This is a genomic window from Micromonospora endolithica, assembly GCF_003626595.1.
Lineage (GTDB): Bacteria > Actinomycetota > Actinomycetes > Mycobacteriales > Micromonosporaceae > Micromonospora > Micromonospora endolithica.
On record NZ_RBAK01000013.1, the window covers coordinates 1 to 16,507 of the forward strand.

The window sequence follows — 16,507 nt, forward strand, 5'->3', positions numbered from 1 at the left end:
GGGGCCCGGACCCCCTTGCGACCCTGCGGAGAACAGCAGGTCGGGGGTGCTACTCGATCGTCCGCATGGTGTAACCACCCGCGCCCGGCCGGCATTCCGCCACCGGGGTGCCCCCGACCACACCCCCAAACCCGACAAACGCCCCACACCGCCCACTCGACGGCGCAGTTTCGGGGAAACGGTGGCCACCCGGCCGCCGATGGCCACTCTTTCCCCGGAACTGCGCAGTGGCCGCCATGCGACCCGTGCGGACGCATGCGACGGGCGACGCGCGACGCTGCGACGCGGGCGGCGCGGCGGGATGCGACGCCAGGGGTGCGGGGGCAGTGCGGCGGGCGGCGCGACGCGAAGGGGTCACGGCTCGGCGGTGCGCGCGGAGGCGCGGGACGCGACAGGGGCGGGCGCGGCGCGCGGCGCGGGGCGTGGGGCGGCGCTGGGCGTGGGCGGCGTGGGGCGGCGCGGTGGCGCGGCGTGGCGGGGCGGTCGTCTGCGGGGTGGCGTTTGTGGCATGGGGTCGGCGGGAACGCGGCTTGTCCGGCAGTGCGGCGCGTGGTGCGCGCCGCTCGACGAACGGATGCGAAAGCCTATGACGCGCCGTCCGACCGTGGCCTCCGCCGGGCCCGATCTGACCCTGCTCACGCTCGGTGTGGAGGAGGAGTACCTGCTGCTCGACCCGGTCACCGGGGAGAGCCTGCCGGTCGGCGAGCGGGTCCGGCACGCCCTGTCCGGGTCGGCGTGGGACCAGAGCCGGCAGGAGTTCCGGCACAGCATGATCGAGATGGTCACCCCGGTGTCGTCCGACCTGGGTGAGTTGCGGGCGTACCTGGTGGGGCTGCGCCGTTCCGCCGCCGAGGCGGCGGAGGGCGCCGGCGCCCGGCTGGTGGCGGTGGGTGCGACGCCGGTGCGGGAGCCGCACCGGACGGTGCCGGACGAACCGCGCTACCACGCGATGTCGCGCCGGTTCGGGCCGGTGGCGCACGATCCGGCGGTGTGCGGGTGTCACGTGCACGTCGGGGTGCCGGATCGGGAACTGGCCGTGCAGGTGTGCAACCACCTGCGCCCGTGGCTGCCGGTGGTGCAGGCGATCACCGCGAACTCGCCGCTGCACGACGGGCGGGACACCGGGCACGCGAGCTGGCGGTCGATGCAGTTGGGGCGCTGGCCGAGCATCGGGCCGACGCCGCACTTCGAGTCGGTGGCGGACTACGACGGCACGGTCGAGGACCTGATCGCCGCCGGGATCATGCTCGACGCGGCGATGGTCTACTGGTACGCCCGGCCGTCGGCGGCGTACCCGACGGTGGAGATCCGGGTCGGTGACGTCTGCCCGACGGTGGACGACGCGGTGCTGGTCGCCGGCCTGGTGCGGGCCCTGGTCGCGACGATGGTCGAGGAGGTACGCGCCGGCGTACCGGCTCCTCGGATCCGGGACTGCCTGGTGTCCGCCGCGCACTGGCGGGCCGCCCACGACGGCCTGGACGGTGACCTGATCGATCTGCGGGCCGGTGGCGCGAGGCCGGCCTGGGACCTGGTCGACGAGTTGTTCGCCCGGGTCACGCCGGCCCTGGTGCGGCACGGCGACCTGGGGTACGTGGTGGGGCAGTTGTCCCGGGTCCGCGTGGAGGGCACCGGTGCCACCCGGCAGCGCCGGATCATGGCCGAGACGGCCGGTGACGTGCCCGCGGTCCTGGACCATCTCGCCGCGCAGACCCGCCGGGTGTGACGGGTCAGCGGATGCCCTGCGACTGGAGCCAGAGTTCCAGCAGGCCGAGCTGCCACAGCTTGTTGCTGCCGGCCGCCGCCTGGGCCCGGTCCGGTTCGGCGAGCAGCTCCTCGACGTACCCGCTCCGGAACAGCGCGCGCTCCCGCGCGGCCGGCGCCCGCAGCGCCTCGACGACCAGCTCGCGGACCGGCCCGTCCACCCGGCGCAGCGCGGGCACCGGGAAGTAACCCTTCGGTCGGTCGATCACCTCGGCGGGCAGTACCTGCCGGGCGACCTCCTTGAGCACCCCCTTGCCGCCCTGGGCGACCTTGTGCTCCGGCGGGCAGGCCGCCGCGAGGGCGACCAGGTCCTGGTCGAGGAACGGGGTCCGCACCTCCAGCCCCCACGCCATGCTCATGCTGTCCACCCGCTTGACCGGGTCGTCCGGCAGCATCAGGTGGGTGTCCAGGCGCAGCACCGCGTCCAGCGCGGTGTCCGCGCCGGGCGCGGTCAGGTCCGCGACGACCAGGTCGCGGCTGGCGTCGTGCCCGAGGGCGTACGCGGGACCGACCACCCGGGTCAGCTCGGCGTGGTCCCGGTCGAAGAAGGCGTCCACGAACGCCTCGGCGGCGCCGTCCCGGTGCACGTCGACCATCGGCTGGTGGTAGCCGTACCCGGCGAACACCTCGTCGGCGCCCTGCCCGGACTGCGCCACCTTGACGTGCCGGGCGACCTGCTCGGAGAGCAGGTGGAAGGCGACCACGTCGTGACTGCCCATCGGTTCGGTCATCGCCTCGACGGTGCGCCGGACCGCCGGCACCAGGTCGTCGTCGGAGAGCCGGATGCGGTGGTGGTCGGTGCCGTACGCGCGGGACACCAGGTCGGAGTAGTGGAACTCGTCGCCGGTCTCGCCGTCCCGGCTGTCGAAGCCGATGCTGAACGTCCGCAGGTGCTCCTGCCCGGCCTCGGCGAGCAGCGCGACGATCAGGCTGGAGTCGAGCCCGCCGGAGAGCAGCACGCCGACCGGCACGTCGGCGACCAGGCGTCGGCGTACGGCGGCGCGCAGCGCGTCACCGACCGCGGCCCGCCAGTCGCGGTCGTCCCAGCCGGTGTGCGCGGGGTCGCGGACGTAGTCCGGCCGCCAGTAGACGCGCTCCCGGCTGCGCCCGTCGGCCTCGACGACCCGCACGGTGGCCGGGGGCAGCTTGCGCACGCCGCGCAGGATGGTCCGCGGCGCCGGCACGATCGAGTGCCAGGACAGGTAGTGGTGCAGCGCCACCGGGTCCACCGTGGTGTCCACGTCCCCGCCGCGCAGCAGCGCCGGCAGGGTGGAGGCGAACCGCAGCCGGCCCGGTGACTCGGCGAGGTAGAGCGGTTTGATGCCGAGCCGGTCGCGGGCCAGCACCAGCCGTCGCCGGTGGCGGTCCACCAGGCCGACGGAGAACATGCCGACCAGGTGGTCGACGAAGGTCTCACCCCACTGGGCGTACGCCACCAGGACCACCTCGGTGTCGCTGGTGGAGGCGAAGGTGTGCCCGGCGGCCCGCAGTTCCTCGCGCAGCTCGGGGTAGTTGTAGACGCAGCCGTTGAAGACCAGCGCGAGCCCCAGGTCGTCGCGGACCATCGGCTGGCGTCCGGCGTCGGACAGGTCGATGACGGTGAGCCGGCGGTGCCCGAGGGTCACCCAGCCGTCGCTCCACAGCCCCTCGCCGTCCGGGCCCCGGGAGCGCATGGCCTCGGTCATCCGGGCCACCGCGTCGGCGTCGGGTGCCGTCGCGTCGAACCTCGCCTCGCCGCCGATTCCGCACATCGTCAGCGCTCACCCGACCCGACGGACACCGGACCCATGCCTCAACTCCCGTGGGCTCGACCTCGCACGCCTGGACCCGGGTCGGGTCCGGTCCCGTCGGCAGGACGGGCGGCTCGGCTACCCGGCACCGGCCGGGACAAACCCCGCCGGTCGGCGGACGCGCCGTCGGGTCCGCGCCCGGCGACGCACCCTCCGCGGCCGTCGCGACGCGCCGGGCCGGCGGGCGTGGGGTCAGCCGCGCAGCGTACGCAGGATGCGGGCGAGCTGGTCGCGGTCGGCGGGGTCGAGGTCGGCGAAGAAGCGGGCCGCCTCGGTGCGGCGGGCCGCCCGGATCGCGTCGGAGGTGCGGGTGCCCTCGGGGGTGAGCGCGACGAGGGTGGCGCGTCGGTCGGACGGGTCGGCCTGCCGGGTGACCAGTCCCCGGGCCTGAAGGTGGTCGACCACCTCGGTGGCCGAGCGGGGGGCGATCCGCAGCTCGTCGGCGAGGGCGCTCAGCCGCAGCGGGCCGCCCCGGGCCAGCACGCCGAGGGCCCGGGACTGGCTGGGCGTGACGTCCCAGGGGGCCAGGGCCGCCCGGGTGCGCTGACGCAGCCGGCGGGTCACCGCCCAGAACGCCTCCGCGAGACCCTCGTCACCGTCGTCCGCCTCGGTCACCGGAATACCGTACCACCGGAAGCGGTTGTTCCCTCATGTTGAGGCAACCTCAGCATTCGCCCTCCCGGTGAAGGGAAACCCCTCGTGGAAGACATCTCCTCCGGCCGCGACCGCGGCCGGCATACCGTCAGCCCGGCCGAGAAGGCGCAGGCCCGCCAGGTGTCCCTGCGCCGCGTCGGCGGCCTGTTCCGGGCCCACCGGGGCGCCCTCGGCGCCGTCACCGCCATCATCGTGGCGTCGTCGGTGCTGGCCATGGCCTCGCCCTTCCTGCTCCGCGCGGTCATCGACCGGGCGCTGCCCGAACGCGACCTGGACCTGCTGGTCCGCCTCGTCCTCGGCATGGTCGCCGTGGCGGCCGTGACCGCGGTCCTCGGCGTGGTGCAGACCTGGATCTCCACCCGGGTCGGGCAGCAGGTGATGCACCGGCTGCGGACCGACCTCTTCGCGCACCTGCAACGGCAGTCGCTGGCCTTCTTCACCCGTACCCGGGCCGGTGAGGTGCAGTCCCGGATCACCAACGACATCGGCGGGATGCAGAGCGTGGTCACCTCCACCGCCACCGGCATCGCGTCCAACCTGACCACCGTGGTGGCCACCGCGGCGGCCATGGCCGCGCTGTCCTGGCGACTGTCCCTGGTCTCGCTGGTGGTGCTGCCGCCGGCGATCTGGCTGACCCGCCGGGTCGCCCGCCTCCGTCGGGAGATCACCAACCGGCGCCAGCGGGAGCTGGCCGACCTCGCGGTCACCGTCGAGGAGGGCCTGTCGGTCAGCGGCGTGCGGCTGGCCAAGACCCTCGGCACCGGACCCGTCCTGACCGAACGCTTCACCGCCTCCTCGACCCGGCTGGTCGACCTGGAACTGCGCGCGGAGCTGGCCGGACGGTGGCGGATGGCCACGATGACCATCATCTTCGCCGCCATCCCGGCGGTCATCTACCTCAGCGCCGGCCTGCCCGGCGCCGCCGGCACGCTCAGCATCGGCACCCTGGTCGCCTTCACCGCCCTGCAGGGCAACCTCTTCCGGCCGCTGATGGGCCTGCTGAACGTGGGCGTCTCGGTGACCGCCTCGCTGGCGCTGTTCGGCCGCGTCTTCGAATACCTGGACCTGCCGGTCGAGGTGGCCGACCCCGCCGAGCCGGTGTCCCTGGACCCGGACCGGGTGCGCGGTCACCTGCGCTTCACCGGCGTGACCTTCTCCTACCCGGGCAGCGACACCGCGACGGTCGTCGGGGTCGACCTCGACGTGCCGGCGGGCAGCTCCCTGGCCCTGGTCGGCGAGACGGGATCCGGCAAGAGCACCCTCGCCGCGCTGGCCAGCCGGCTGCACGACCCGACCGGCGGCCGGATCACCCTGGACGGCGTCGACCTGCGCGACCTGCGGCTGGCCGACCTCGCGCGGGTGGTCGGGGTGGTGAGCCAGGAGACCTATCTGCTGCACACCACGGTGCGGGAGAACCTGCGCTACGCCCGGCCGGACGCGACCGACGCCCAGATCGAGGACGCGGCCCGCGCCGCCCAGATCCACGACCTGATCGTCGGGCTGCCCGACGGGTACGACACGGTCGTCGGCTCCCGCGGCCACCGGTTCTCCGGCGGTGAGAAGCAGCGCCTGGCGATCGCCCGGACGCTGCTGCGGGATCCGCGCGTCCTGGTGCTGGACGAGGCGACGAGCGCGCTGGACACCGAGACCGAGCGGGCCGTGCAGCGGGCGTTCGACCGCCTCGCGCGGGGGCGCACGGTCATCACCATCGCGCACCGGCTCTCCACCGTCCGCGACGCCGACCGGATCGCGGTGCTCGACCACGGGCGGGTCGTCGAGACCGGCACCCACGACGCGCTGCTGGAGCGGGCCGGCCGATACGCCCTGCTCGCCGGGTGAGTCGCAGAACTGTCGCTAAACTCGTCTCACAATGAAGGCCCGGATGCGACGAGGTGCCGGTAGACGGTCGCCCGGGAGACGCCCAGGGTGGCCGCGATCTCGTCGACCGAGTGGGTGCCCGCCGCGTGCAGCCGGCGGGCGAGGCCGACCTGCTCCGCGCTCATCGCCCGGGGTCGCCCGGGCCGCCGCCGGGCCGCCGGTTCGGCCGGTGGCGCGTCGTCCGGCACGCCCCACAGCCGGCGTACGCCGTCGAGCATGTCGGCGCGCAGCACGTCCTCGGGTACGTCGACCAGGAAGACCACCGGGTCGCTGACCATGGCGATCGACTGTACGGCGCGGACCCGCTCGCGGCGCCCGGCGTCCGGCCCGGCGACGATCTCGTTGGCCCGCATGGCGATGTGCATGAGCCGCTGGTACGTCGTGCCACGGGCGACCATCGCCAGGTCGTGGAAGAGCATGCCGAGCGACTGGCGGTGCGCCAGCAGCGTGTCCACCCAGCCGGTGAGCATGGCCTCCCGGGCCCGCGTGGGCGGCAGCGCGGCGGTGGCCTCGATCAGCGACTCCAGGTCGGCCAGCAGCGGCTCGGTCAACGCGTTGAGCAGGTCCTCCTTGGCCGGGAAGTGGTAGAGGATCGCGGTCTTGGTCAGCCGCAGCCGCTCGGCGATCTGGCGCAGCGAGGTCCGTTGGTAGCCGTTGCTGCCGAACAGGTCCAGGGCGACCCGCAGGATCCTGCTCCGGGTGTCGTCGGGGGCCGTGCCGGTCATGCCGTAGAGCGTAGCCGGTGCACTGACCGCCGGCAGGAAACGGTGTTGATTTTACTGACCTTCGGTCAGTAGCCTGGCGTCGTCGGCACCGTACTGGCAGGAGGCTCCATGCCCGTCATCTCCATCGCGCGCCTGGTGAAGTCCTTCGGCGCGTTCCGCGCCCTGGACGGGCTCGACCTGCGGGTCGAGGCGGGGGAGGTGCACGGCTTCCTCGGCCCCAACGGCGCCGGCAAGTCCACCACCATCCGGGTGCTGCTCGGCCTGCTGCGCCGCGACTCCGGCGAGGTGCGGGTGCTCGACGCCGACCCGTGGCGGGACGCGGTGGCGCTGCACCGGCGGCTCGCCTACGTGCCCGGTGACGTCAGCCTCTGGCCGAACCTGTCCGGCGGCGAGGCGATCGACCTGTTCGGCGCGCTGCGCGGCGGGCTGGACCGGCGCCGCCGTGACGAACTGCTGGAACGCTTCGCGCTGGACCCGACCAAGAAGTGCCGCGCCTACTCCAAGGGCAACCGGCAGAAGGTGGCCATCGTCGCGGCCCTGGCCACACCGGTGGAGTTGTACGTCCTCGACGAGCCCACCTCCGGCCTGGACCCGCTGATGGAGGCGGTCTTCCAGGACGAGGTGCGCCAGCTCGCCCACGACGGCGCCACCGTGCTGCTCTCCAGCCACGTGCTCGCCGAGGTGGAGGCGCTCTGCGACCGGGTGAGCATCATCCGCGACGGCCGCACCGTCGAGTCCGGCACCCTCACCGACCTGCGCCACCTCGCCCGGACCACGGTCACCGTGCAGACCACCCGCCCGCTCACCGGGGTCGAGGCCCTGCCCGGCGTGCACGAGGTCCGGGCGGTCGACGGGCGTACCCGGCTGGAGGTGGAGCCGGCCCACCTGGACACGTTGCTCACCCACCTCGTCGGGTTCGGGGTGACCGCCCTGACCAGCGCCCCACCCACGCTGGAGGAGCTGTTCCTGCGGCACTACGGTGACGCGCCCGCCAACGGGCACCGGGCCGGGGCGAGCACCGGCGGGAGCGCCCGGTGAACGCCCTCGCCGGCACCGGCCGGCTGGCCCGCCTCGCCCTGCGCCGCGACCGGATCCGGCTCGCCGTGTGGGTGCTCGGCACACCGCTGCTCGGGCTCGCGCTGGCCGGCAGCGTCACCGGCATCTACCCCGACGAGCAGAGCCGCCTCGGCTACGCGCGTACCTCCGCCGGCAGTGCCGTCGCCCGCGCCTTCAACGGCCCGGTCGTCGGTCCCGACCTCGGCGCGGTGGTGGTCGCCGAGACGTACGTGACGCTCGCCCTGCTCGCCGCGTTGCTGAGCACGTTCGCGGTGGTCCGGCACACCCGGCAGAACGAGGAGACCGGGCGCGCGGAGCTGCTCGGCGCCGCCGTCGTCGGCCGGTACGCGCTGCTCGCCGCCGCGCTGCTGGTGGTGGCCGGCGCGAACGTGGCGACCGCCGCGCTGCTCGCCGCCGGCTTCGTCGCCTCCGGGCTGCCGGTCGCCGGCTCGATCGTCGCCGCCGCCGCGATCGGCGGGGTGGGGCTGGCGTTCACCGCCGTCGCCGCCGTCACCGCCCAGCTCTCCACCACCTCCCGGGGCGCCAACGCGCTGGCCGCCGCGACCGTCGGGGTCGCCTTCCTGCTGCGCGCCGTCGGCGACGTGCTCGGCCGGCAGAGCGACGACGGGCTTCGGGTGGAGAGCGCCTGGCCGTCCTGGCTGTCCCCGATCGGCTGGGGCAACCAGGTGCGGGCCTTCGGTGGGGAACGCTGGTGGGTGCTGGCGCTGCCGGTGGTGCTGCTGGCCGTCGGGGTGGCGCTGGCCGTCCTGCTCGCCGGGCGGCGCGACGTCGGCGCCGGCCTCTTCGCGGCCCGCCGTGGCCCGGCCCGGGCGCCGGCCGGGTTGCTCAGCCCGGTCGGCCTGGTGTGGCGGCTGAGCCGGGGCGCGCTGCTCGGCTGGGCGGTCGGCGTGGCGGTGCTCGGGTTCGCGATGGGCCTGGCCGCCGACGAGGTCAACGACATGGTCGGCGAGAACGCGGCGGCGGCGGAGGCGATCGCCCAGCTCGGCGGCGGGGCCGAACTGGTGGACAGCTTCCTCGCCGCGATGCTCGGGCTGTTCGCGCTGACCATCGGGGCGTACGTCGTGCAGGCCCTGCTGCGCGTGCGCGCCGACGAGACCGACGGCCTGCTGGAGGAGATCCTGGCCACCGCCGTGCCCCGGCTCCGCTGGCTGACCACCCAGATCCTCGGCGCGGTCCTCGGTGCCGCGGCCCTGCTGCTGCTCGCCGGCGCCACCATCGGCCTCGGCTACGGCGTGGTGGCCGGTGACCCGCTCGGCCGCACCGCCGACCTGGCCGGGGCGGCCCTGCTGCGGCTGCCCGCGCTGCTGGTGGTGGCCGGCGTGGTGACCGTGCTGGTCGGGCTGGTGCCCCGCGGGGCGGTGGCGGCGTCCTGGGCGGCGCTGATCGGGTTCCTGCTGCTCGGGCAGCTCGGCGCCGTCCTGGACCTGCCCCAGGTCGCGCTTGACCTCTCGCCGTACACCCATGTCCCGTCGGTCCCGGCGGTCGACCCGGCGGCGCTGCCCCTGGTGCTCCTGACCGCCGTCGCCGCCCTGCTCCTCACCACCGGCCTGCTCGCCTTCCACCACCGCGACATCCCCAGCTGACGCCCCCCCCCGCGCCCCCGGCCCGGCGACAACCCCCGATCGGTGACGTTGTGGCGACTCGACACGCCGAGCGCAGTCCTGCTGGACCGTCACCGATCGGTGGGCCCTAGCAGACCGGCGTGGCGTTTGGGGGCTGTCCACAGGGGCGCCCTTCGTCCACAGGTGCTCACGTCGGCGTGGCGGGGAAGCGGGGGCGGTAGGGAGGCTGCGGGGTGTGAACCCGGTGCTTCGTGACCTCTTGGATCGGCAGGGTGGGCTGGTGACACGAGGAACGGCCTGTCAGGTCGTACCAGAGTGGACACTCGAGCAGGCATGTTCGAGCGGGGGTCTCCTCCGGGTGCTCCCCGAGGTGTTCGTGGCGCCGCGCCTGTTGGAGGTCCGGCCGACCGGCGCCGTACCGCTGATCGGCCGCCTGGCGCCGGACACGGCGCACCGCGCGGTGCTGGCCTGGGCGGACGGGCGTGCCGTGCTCAGTCATGCCAGTGCCCTGCACGTGTGGGGGCTGCTTCCGCCGGTTGCCGGTGCTCCGCTTCATCTGAGCGCTCCGGCGATCTCCGGCATCCGCAGCCGCCCGGGCGTCCTGGTGCACCGCTACCACGATTTGGTGCTCGAACCTCCGCATGTCGTCAACCGGCGCGGCCTGCCGGTGATCCGGCTGGAGCGGACGCTGGTGGACACCTGGCCGCTGCTTGCCTGCGACGACCGTCGTGCGCCGGTGATCCGGGCGGTCAACGACCGGCTGACCACCCCGGCGCGCCTGGTCGCGGCGTTGGCCCGCGCGCCCAGGCTCCCCGGGCGCGCGGAGCTGCGGACACTGCTGGCCCGGCTCGCCCAGGGATGCCGCAGCCCGCTGGAGATCTGGGGCCACGAGCGCGTCTTCACCGGCCCGGGAATGCCGGCGTTCCGTCGCCAGGCGCGGGTCCGGGTCGGCGGCCGCACCATGTATCTCGACCTGTTCGCCGAGCGGGAGCGGGTAGCCGTCGAACTCGACGGCGCGACCAGCCACGGCGACCCGGGCCAGCGCGAGATCGACCTGCGGCGGGACGCGCTGCTCGCCACCGTCGGGATCCTCACCGTCCGTTTCGCCCACCGGCGCCTGGTGCACGAGCCCGACGAGGTACGCCGGGAGACCCTCGCCATCCTGGCTGCCCGCCGCGGGTGACCGCCGGGTCCGCTGACGCCCACTTCCCGACAGTGTGGCCGGTCGCGGCGGCGTACCCTTCACGGTCGAGCACAAGGAGGAGCCGGATGAGCCATCTGCGGCAGGCTGAGCAGTCCCCGGACACTGAGCGGATGTTCGATGCGGACACGAAGGCGATGGGCTACCTGCCCAACTACACCAGGTTGTTCGCCCACAGTCCGGCCGTGTACCTGGCCTGGCAGCAGCTCAACGGCGCGGTGAAGGCCGAGATGGAGCTACGCCGCTACGAGTTGGCCACCCTCGCCGCAGCCCGGGCCCTGAAATCCTCCTACTGTGGACTGGCGCACGGAAAAGTCCTGCGAGACAAGTTCTTCGACGCGCCGACCGTCGCCGCCATCGCCTCAGAGCACGGTAGCGCCGGCCTCTCCGCACAGGAGGTCGCGGTCGTCAGCTTCGCCGGGAAGGTCGCGGTCGATGCGAACTCGGTCACCGAGGCCGACATCGCGGACCTGCGCGGTCACGGTCTCGATGACACCGAGATCTTCCGCGTCATCCTCACTGTTGGCGCGCGGTGCTTCTTCAGCACCGTCCTCAGCGCTGCCGGAGCCGAGCCCGACCCGCAGTACACCGAGAGCCTGGACGTCGACCTGCGGCAGGCGCTGAGCTTCGGCGGTTAGCCCTGCAGCGGATCAGCTGGAGGATGCGGCAGCGGGCAGTCGAGACCTCAGCGAACGTGGTGTTGGTCATCGCGACGAGCACAGGTTCCGGTGTCGAGACTCCGCTGTCGGCGCGGGTGGAGTGACCGCAGCCGGGCGTAGGCCGGCGAGTTGGACGTAGACCTCACGCCTGGCGGTCGCCCGACCGGCGCGGTCGATCACGTAGCCGGCCAGCCAGACCCAGCCGGCGTACGTGGGCTGGTCGCACACCGACACCACCCGGAACGTCAGCGCCCGGATCCCGGCGAACTGCACCGAGGCTCGGCCGTCGACGACCAGCAGGTCGCCGGGGGAGGGACGGCCGGTCACCAGTGGCCCGCGTGGGGCGGCCGGCACTCGCGGGCGTGCATCGTCTGCCAGTCGCGCAGCGCCCGCCTGAGCCGGTCGTTCTCCCGACTGAGCAGCCGGAACCGCTGGTGGAGATCCGTCAGCTCGTCGGCCACCCGGGCCTGGAACTCGCGTACCTGCAAGGGGTCGACGCCGCGTCGACGCGCGGCGAAGGTGCGGGTCCGCACCTCGTGCGGGGTCATTCGGGCCGGCAGGCCGGTCCCGTAGGGCTGGCCTGATCGATACACCTGGGCCACGTCGGTCCTTTCCGGGGCGGGCGGGAGCGCGCAAGGTCCGTGCGTCGGGTCTGGAAGGGCGGGTCGTCCGCACACCGGCCGCGGACGACCCGCCCGCTCCGCCGCCGCAGCCCAGTTCGGCGGTACGACAGCAGAGCAGTCGGATGGGTCGGGACGGGCACGCACACCCGCCCCGACCAGGGGGATGAGCCGAACTCGTTGCCACGCGAGGACGGGCTCCGCTCCAACATAACTAGATATGTCAGAAGAGTCAACGCTGCTTGTTAGGCGCGTCGCGGTGTGATCGAATCGGGTTGCCACGCGAGGAGTGCCATGCGAGAAGTGCCGGATTATTGGCGCATCGCCGATGATGTGATCGCCGACGTCAGGTCCAGGAAGTTGAAGCCGGGGGACAAGCTGCCCTCGATCATCGAGCTGCGCGCTCGTTACGACGTCAGCCACGGAACCGTGCAGATGGCCTACGCCCGTCTGGAGGCGCTGCGGGTGATCCGTCGGCAGCAGGGCAAGGGCGTCTTCGTCACCGATCCGAAGACCTGGATGCGGGAGCCGTAGGTAGCGACCCAGCGACAAAGGTGACGGGACCCAGTACCTTCAGGGTCGCTCGCGAGCTGGCTTGTCTCTCATTCTGGGCCCGATCCGAACCGACGTCACTCCGGCCCTCCGCAGTTCTTCGACCAGGATGCGCAGCTGAGTGCCGGCCATGAGTGGCATCACCCCGCCCTTGCAGTCCAACCAGAGCTGCCATCCGCCGGTCGGGGCCGCTTCGGGATCGGAGACGTAGTTCGGGGTGTAGTCGGCGTCGTCGAGGGCGATCTCGCCGTCCTCGTACTCGACACCGTCGTCGCCCACACACATGAACCGATTGGCGGCGGCTTCCAGGGCCGTCCGGACCGCCTCGTCCGGTTCACCTTGGACGCGCACCGAGAAATCCTGAAGGGCGCAGCTGCCGTTTACTTGGTACAGCTCGAACGTGTTCTCGTCCACCGTCACGTCGCTGTCGCCCCACTCGGCGGCGATGGCCGCACGCTGCCAGTGGGCACCCAGCTCCGTCCGTTCCGCCGTCAGGTGGGCGATCTGCCACATCATCGGCACACCGCCCAGCGTCGCCGCCCGCCGCAACCACCCTTCGGCGGCGGCGCGGTCGCCCTCCGCCGCCTGCTTGAGCCCGAACTCCGCGAGGCGGTACGCGGCCTGTGCCTCACCGCGCTCCGCGGCCTCGAACCACTCCTGCACCATCTGCCGGGTGACCTTGTTCCTGTCCACCTTGAGCCCCCGTCATGTGTGATGCCCGGCATTCGAAGAGGCAGTGTGCCAGTGTCCGGTCCGAATGGGAGACCCCTGCGGGCCGATGCGGTGGCCGAGGCCCTGCGCCGCAGCGGTCGTCGACGTGGTCAGCGACCCGGCGCTGCCGACGGTTGGTCGAGGATGGCGCCGAAGCGTTCCTCGGCCAGGTCGAGCTGGCTCAGGATGTGCCGCTTCACCGGCTCGGAGAGCGGCGTGTCCGCCCGGGTGACCAGGTCCCGGAAGACCGGCACCAGGGGCCGGTACTTGCGGGCCGACGACTCCACCTTCGGCCCGACGGTGTGGATGACGCCCACCCCGTTGTCGGTGAAGTCGGAGACCTTGATGACCCGCGCCCAGGGTTCCCGGTCCAGGCTGGCCGCGACGTGTTCGCGGTACTGCACGTGCCGGTCCCGGTCCGGGTCGTACGCCGGGTTGGTGACCGCGCCGACCAGCCGGGCCACCCGGGGTCCGAAGCGGTCGGCGAGGGCGGCCAGCGCGGCGGCGGTGCGGTCGGGGCCGGGCCGGTCGGCGGCCAGTTCGTCGGGGTGGTCCTCGACGGCGTCGTGCAGCAGGCCGGCGACGATCACGTCGACGTCGCGTACCTGGTAGTGGTGGGTCATCCGGATGGAGACCCGCAGCAGGTGGTTGAGGTACGGCTCGCGGACCCGCCGGTCGTCGCGGTGCAGGTCGGCGGCGAGGTCGAGGGCCTCGGTGAGGCGGGCCCGCGCGGGCTCGTCGAAGGCGCGGATCTCCATCCGGAACCGGGCCAGCAGCCCCGGCTCGCCGTGGATCTCGGTGATCGCGTGCATCGGCATGGTGGCGAGGTGCGCGGGGAACTCCATCGCCCACTTATAGCCGATCTTCACCGTCCCGGCGTGCCCGTGGTCCACCTTCCGACCGGTCGTCGGGGAGTAGGTCGCGGACGATCCGGCCGGCGAGCACGCCTTCGGCCAGCGGGCCCATCGCGGGCCACACGTCGGGCCAGCAGTCGGCGGCCGGCTGGCCGATGCCGCCCGGGTACTTGTCGCCGAGCATCGGCGAGCAGGCGTGGTTGAACAGGTCACGGGGCAGGAGTCACGGCCGGTCGGGACCGATCCGGAAGACGGGGTGCCGGTGGGCGATCCGGTCGAAGTCGGCCAGCGGGGCGTCCCGGTCGATCGGCACGTGCGGCCTGGCACCCGGTGCCAGGGCCAGGTACCGACGCAGGACCGGTGCCCGTTCGGTGACCGGCACCTCGTCGAGCCGCACCGCCTCGCGCCGTCCGTGGCGCAGGACGGCCCGCCCGCCGGCCGCCCGCACGTTGCGTACCCAGTTGGCGTCCGGGCCGAGCATCGACACGAGGTAGCGCTCGCCGTCGTGGTCGGCGACCACCAGGGGCAGGGCGACGGTGCGGCCGGTGCGACGGCCGACCACCTCCAGCGTCACCCAGTGCGACGGCGCGAGCACGCCGCTACCGAAGTACGCCGCGGAGAGGCGGTTCATGGCCCGGGCCAGCGTGTGGGGCCGTCCGTGTCGGTACAGCCAGCGGGTCAGCCGGTCGCGCCGGGCTCCGCGTCGGTTCGGCGTCATCGGACCTCCTTGGTTCCGGGTCCAGCAGACCGTGATCGATGGTGCGCCGGCAGGGCCGTCGGTCCCGTCGCGACGGGCCGGAGGGTCCGTGCCGTGCGGCGCCTGGTTAGGCTGCCCGTCGTGATCCCGATCTCGTGCGTGCTGCTGGTCGACGCGGGTGGGCGGCTGCTGATGCAGCTGCGCGACGGCCACGCGGCGTACCACCCGAACGTCTGGGGCCTGCCCGGCGGGCACGGTGAGCCGGGGGAGACCCCGGAGCAGACCGCCCTGCGGGAGCTGTGGGAGGAGACCGGCCTGCGGCCGGACGGCGGGCTGCGGCTCTTCGCCGTGCAGGAGGTGCCCGAGGTCGGGCGGATCAAGCACTACTTCTGCGGTGCGACCCGGGCCCGCCAGGAGGACGTGGTGCTCGGCGAGGGCGCGGCGCTGGTGTTCCTCCCGGCCGGGGAGATCCTGGACGGCCGCCCGTTCACGCCGGGCACCCGCGAGGTGCTGGCCGACTTCCTCGGCTCGCCGGTGCACGCCGACCTGACCCCCCGCGCCACCTGACCGGGCCGTCCGGCCGTCGGTCAGGCCGGCGGGTGCCAGTCGGCGTGCCGGGCCATCGCCCGCAACGACGTACGCGCGGGGGTGAGCCGCACCGCGGTGTCGCGCAGGGCGACGGCCACCGGGTTGCGCAACCGCTGGCCAAAGCGCCCGGCCTGCCAGGACGCGCGGGCGACGGCCTGGCTGCGGGGTCGCCGCCGCCGGTCGTACCCGGCCAGGGCGGTGGGCACCTCGTCGCGCCGGACGCCGGCGCAGGCCGCGCCCAACTCCACCGCGTCCTCGATGGCCTGGCCGGCGCCCTGCCCCAGGTTGGGCGTCATCGCGTGGGCGGCGTCGCCGAGCAGCGCCACCCGACCCCGCACGTACGTCGGCAGCGGTGTGCCCAGGTGGTGCAGGTCGGTGCGGATCACCGTCGCCGGCGGTGTCGCCGCGAGCAGCGCCGGGATCGGATCGTGCCAGTCGCCGAAGTGTTCCCGGACCAGGGCCAGCTCGTCCGGCGCCCGTCCGCCCGGCGGGGCGGTGACCGCGCCGAACCAGTAGAGCCGGCCGTCGCCGATCGGCACCATGCCGAACTCGGCGCCCGGTCCCCAGCTCACCGCCACCGGAACGGGCCGGTCGAACGCGACCACGGCGCGCCAGGCGGTGGTGCCCACGTACGCGGGGGGTGCGATCTCGGGCCAGAGCCGGGTACGCAGGACGCTGCGCAGTCCGTCCGCGCCCACCACCAGGTCGGCCCGGACGGTGGCCGGCTCGCCGTTCCGGCGGTGCTGGACCGTGCCGGTGTCCGGGTCGACGTCGGTCACCTCGGCGCCGGTGTGCAGGGCCTCCGGCGGCAGCGCGTCGCGCAGCAGCCGGTGCAGGGTCGCCCGGTGGATGCCGAGCGCGGTGGTGCCGAGCAGCCGGGTCATGTCCGCGCTGTCCACCCGGGACAGCCAGCGACCCCGTGCCGTACGCAGGCCGCCCGAGGCGTCGGCCGATCCCCGGGAGCGGACCGCCGCGCCGAGGCCCAGCGCGTCCAGCCCGCGTACCGCGTTGGCCATCAGGGTGAGCCCGGAGCCCACCTCGCGCAGCTCCGGGGCGCGTTCCAGCACGGTCACCCGCCATCCCCGCCGGTGCAGCGCGAGCGCGGCGGCGAGGCCGCCGATCCCGCCGCCCACGACCACCGCGTGTGTCCCGTCCATGTCGGCCATCCTCGTGAAGTC

General features: G+C 73.8%; 17 protein-coding genes. 8 read left to right on the forward strand and 9 right to left on the reverse strand.

All coding sequences use genetic code 11. From position 1 onward, the window contains the following. The first annotated feature begins 586 nt into the window (after positions 1–586). Entirely contained in the window at positions 587–1,723 is a 1,137-nt protein-coding gene (locus D7223_RS25715) for a carboxylate-amine ligase (protein WP_120731032.1), read from the forward strand. A gap of 4 nt (positions 1,724–1,727) precedes the next feature. Here D7223_RS25715 and D7223_RS25720 read toward each other — a convergent pair whose 3' ends face one another. Continuing rightward, the gene (locus tag D7223_RS25720; RefSeq protein WP_120731033.1) at positions 1,728–3,512 is read right to left on the reverse strand and encodes an N-acetylglutaminylglutamine amidotransferase; all 1,785 of its coding nucleotides are present in this window, start codon (positions 3,510–3,512) and stop codon (positions 1,728–1,730) included. A 231-nt stretch (positions 3,513–3,743) separates the two neighbouring features. After that, positions 3,744–4,166 (reverse strand): MarR family winged helix-turn-helix transcriptional regulator, encoded by a 423-nt coding sequence (locus D7223_RS25725; protein ID WP_120731034.1) that lies wholly within the window; start codon positions 4,164–4,166, stop codon positions 3,744–3,746. 84 nt (positions 4,167–4,250) lie between these two features. On the opposite strand from D7223_RS25725, the gene D7223_RS25730 reads away from it, so the two are divergent. Next, a complete protein-coding gene (locus D7223_RS25730; protein WP_120731035.1) occupies positions 4,251–6,044 on the forward strand; it encodes an ABC transporter ATP-binding protein in 1,794 nt (597 codons plus the stop codon). A 26-nt stretch (positions 6,045–6,070) separates the two neighbouring features. On the opposite strand, the gene D7223_RS25735 is transcribed toward D7223_RS25730, so the two are convergent. After that, positions 6,071–6,808, reverse strand: coding sequence for a TetR family transcriptional regulator (locus tag D7223_RS25735; RefSeq protein ID WP_120731036.1), 738 nt, complete (start codon positions 6,806–6,808; stop codon positions 6,071–6,073). A 108-nt stretch (positions 6,809–6,916) separates the two neighbouring features. Between D7223_RS25735 and D7223_RS25740 the strand changes: the two genes are divergently transcribed. The 4 genes from D7223_RS25740 to D7223_RS25755 all read left to right on the forward strand — a co-directional run bounded on the left by D7223_RS25740 (position 6,917) and on the right by D7223_RS25755 (position 11,286). Further along, positions 6,917–7,846: an ABC transporter ATP-binding protein gene (locus D7223_RS25740; protein WP_120731037.1), complete on the forward strand. Its 930-nt coding sequence runs from the start codon at positions 6,917–6,919 to the stop codon at positions 7,844–7,846. After that, the gene (locus D7223_RS25745) at positions 7,843–9,468 is read left to right on the forward strand and encodes an ABC transporter permease (protein ID WP_120731038.1); all 1,626 of its coding nucleotides are present in this window, start codon (positions 7,843–7,845) and stop codon (positions 9,466–9,468) included. Before D7223_RS25740 ends, D7223_RS25745 begins: the two co-directional genes overlap by 4 nt. Before the next feature lie 337 nt (positions 9,469–9,805). Further along, positions 9,806–10,630 carry an endonuclease domain-containing protein gene (locus tag D7223_RS25750; RefSeq protein ID WP_238162222.1) on the forward strand — a complete coding sequence of 275 codons (825 nt, stop codon included), beginning with the start codon at positions 9,806–9,808 and terminating at the stop codon, positions 10,628–10,630. Between the two features lie 86 nt (positions 10,631–10,716). Continuing rightward, positions 10,717–11,286, forward strand: a complete 570-nt coding sequence (locus D7223_RS25755; RefSeq protein WP_238162223.1) for a carboxymuconolactone decarboxylase family protein — start codon at positions 10,717–10,719, stop codon at positions 11,284–11,286. Positions 11,287–11,352: 66 nt separating this feature from the next. On the opposite strand, the gene D7223_RS25760 is transcribed toward D7223_RS25755, so the two are convergent. Continuing rightward, positions 11,353–11,634, reverse strand: a complete 282-nt coding sequence (locus D7223_RS25760; RefSeq protein WP_238162224.1) for a hypothetical protein — start codon at positions 11,632–11,634, stop codon at positions 11,353–11,355. Continuing rightward, positions 11,631–11,909, reverse strand: a complete 279-nt coding sequence (locus D7223_RS25765; protein WP_238162225.1) for a cell division protein DivIVA — start codon at positions 11,907–11,909, stop codon at positions 11,631–11,633. Before D7223_RS25765 ends, D7223_RS25760 begins: the two co-directional genes overlap by 4 nt. Before the next feature lie 312 nt (positions 11,910–12,221). On the opposite strand from D7223_RS25765, the gene D7223_RS25770 reads away from it, so the two are divergent. Continuing rightward, the gene (locus D7223_RS25770; RefSeq protein WP_120731041.1) at positions 12,222–12,461 is read left to right on the forward strand and encodes a winged helix-turn-helix domain-containing protein; all 240 of its coding nucleotides are present in this window, start codon (positions 12,222–12,224) and stop codon (positions 12,459–12,461) included. A 39-nt stretch (positions 12,462–12,500) separates the two neighbouring features. Here the strand turns inward: D7223_RS25770 and D7223_RS25775 are convergent, their stop codons facing one another. From D7223_RS25775 to D7223_RS25790, 3 genes are all read right to left on the reverse strand, one after another. Further along, a complete protein-coding gene (locus D7223_RS25775; protein ID WP_120731042.1) occupies positions 12,501–13,172 on the reverse strand; it encodes an SEL1-like repeat protein in 672 nt (223 codons plus the stop codon). Positions 13,173–13,300: 128 nt separating this feature from the next. Continuing rightward, positions 13,301–14,035, reverse strand: a complete 735-nt coding sequence (locus D7223_RS25780) for an HD domain-containing protein (RefSeq protein ID WP_120731043.1) — start codon at positions 14,033–14,035, stop codon at positions 13,301–13,303. A 232-nt stretch (positions 14,036–14,267) separates the two neighbouring features. After that, positions 14,268–14,762, reverse strand: coding sequence for a nitroreductase/quinone reductase family protein (locus tag D7223_RS25790; protein ID WP_120731045.1), 495 nt, complete (start codon positions 14,760–14,762; stop codon positions 14,268–14,270). A gap of 129 nt (positions 14,763–14,891) precedes the next feature. Between D7223_RS25790 and D7223_RS25795 the strand changes: the two genes are divergently transcribed. After that, a complete protein-coding gene (locus D7223_RS25795) occupies positions 14,892–15,308 on the forward strand; it encodes an NUDIX domain-containing protein (RefSeq protein ID WP_120731251.1) in 417 nt (138 codons plus the stop codon). Between the two features lie 20 nt (positions 15,309–15,328). Here D7223_RS25795 and D7223_RS25800 read toward each other — a convergent pair whose 3' ends face one another. Continuing rightward, entirely contained in the window at positions 15,329–16,486 is a 1,158-nt protein-coding gene (locus D7223_RS25800; RefSeq protein WP_120731046.1) for an FAD-dependent oxidoreductase, read from the reverse strand. Positions 16,487–16,507 lie beyond the last annotated feature (21 nt).

Coding starts and splice junctions, on each gene's coding strand:
- D7223_RS25715 (WP_120731032.1), top strand. CDS start 587: ATGACGCGCCGTCCGACCGTGGCCTCCGCCGGGCCCGATCTGACCCTG.
- D7223_RS25720 (WP_120731033.1), bottom strand. CDS start 3,512: ATGTGCGGAATCGGCGGCGAGGCGAGGTTCGACGCGACGGCACCCGAC.
- D7223_RS25735 (WP_120731036.1), bottom strand. CDS start 6,808: ATGACCGGCACGGCCCCCGACGACACCCGGAGCAGGATCCTGCGGGTC.
- D7223_RS25740 (WP_120731037.1), top strand. CDS start 6,917: ATGCCCGTCATCTCCATCGCGCGCCTGGTGAAGTCCTTCGGCGCGTTC.
- D7223_RS25755 (WP_238162223.1), top strand. CDS start 10,717: ATGAGCCATCTGCGGCAGGCTGAGCAGTCCCCGGACACTGAGCGGATG.
- D7223_RS25770 (WP_120731041.1), top strand. CDS start 12,222: ATGCGAGAAGTGCCGGATTATTGGCGCATCGCCGATGATGTGATCGCC.
- D7223_RS25780 (WP_120731043.1), bottom strand. CDS start 14,035: ATGGAGTTCCCCGCGCACCTCGCCACCATGCCGATGCACGCGATCACC.
- D7223_RS25790 (WP_120731045.1), bottom strand. CDS start 14,762: ATGACGCCGAACCGACGCGGAGCCCGGCGCGACCGGCTGACCCGCTGG.
- D7223_RS25800 (WP_120731046.1), bottom strand. CDS start 16,486: ATGGACGGGACACACGCGGTGGTCGTGGGCGGCGGGATCGGCGGCCTC.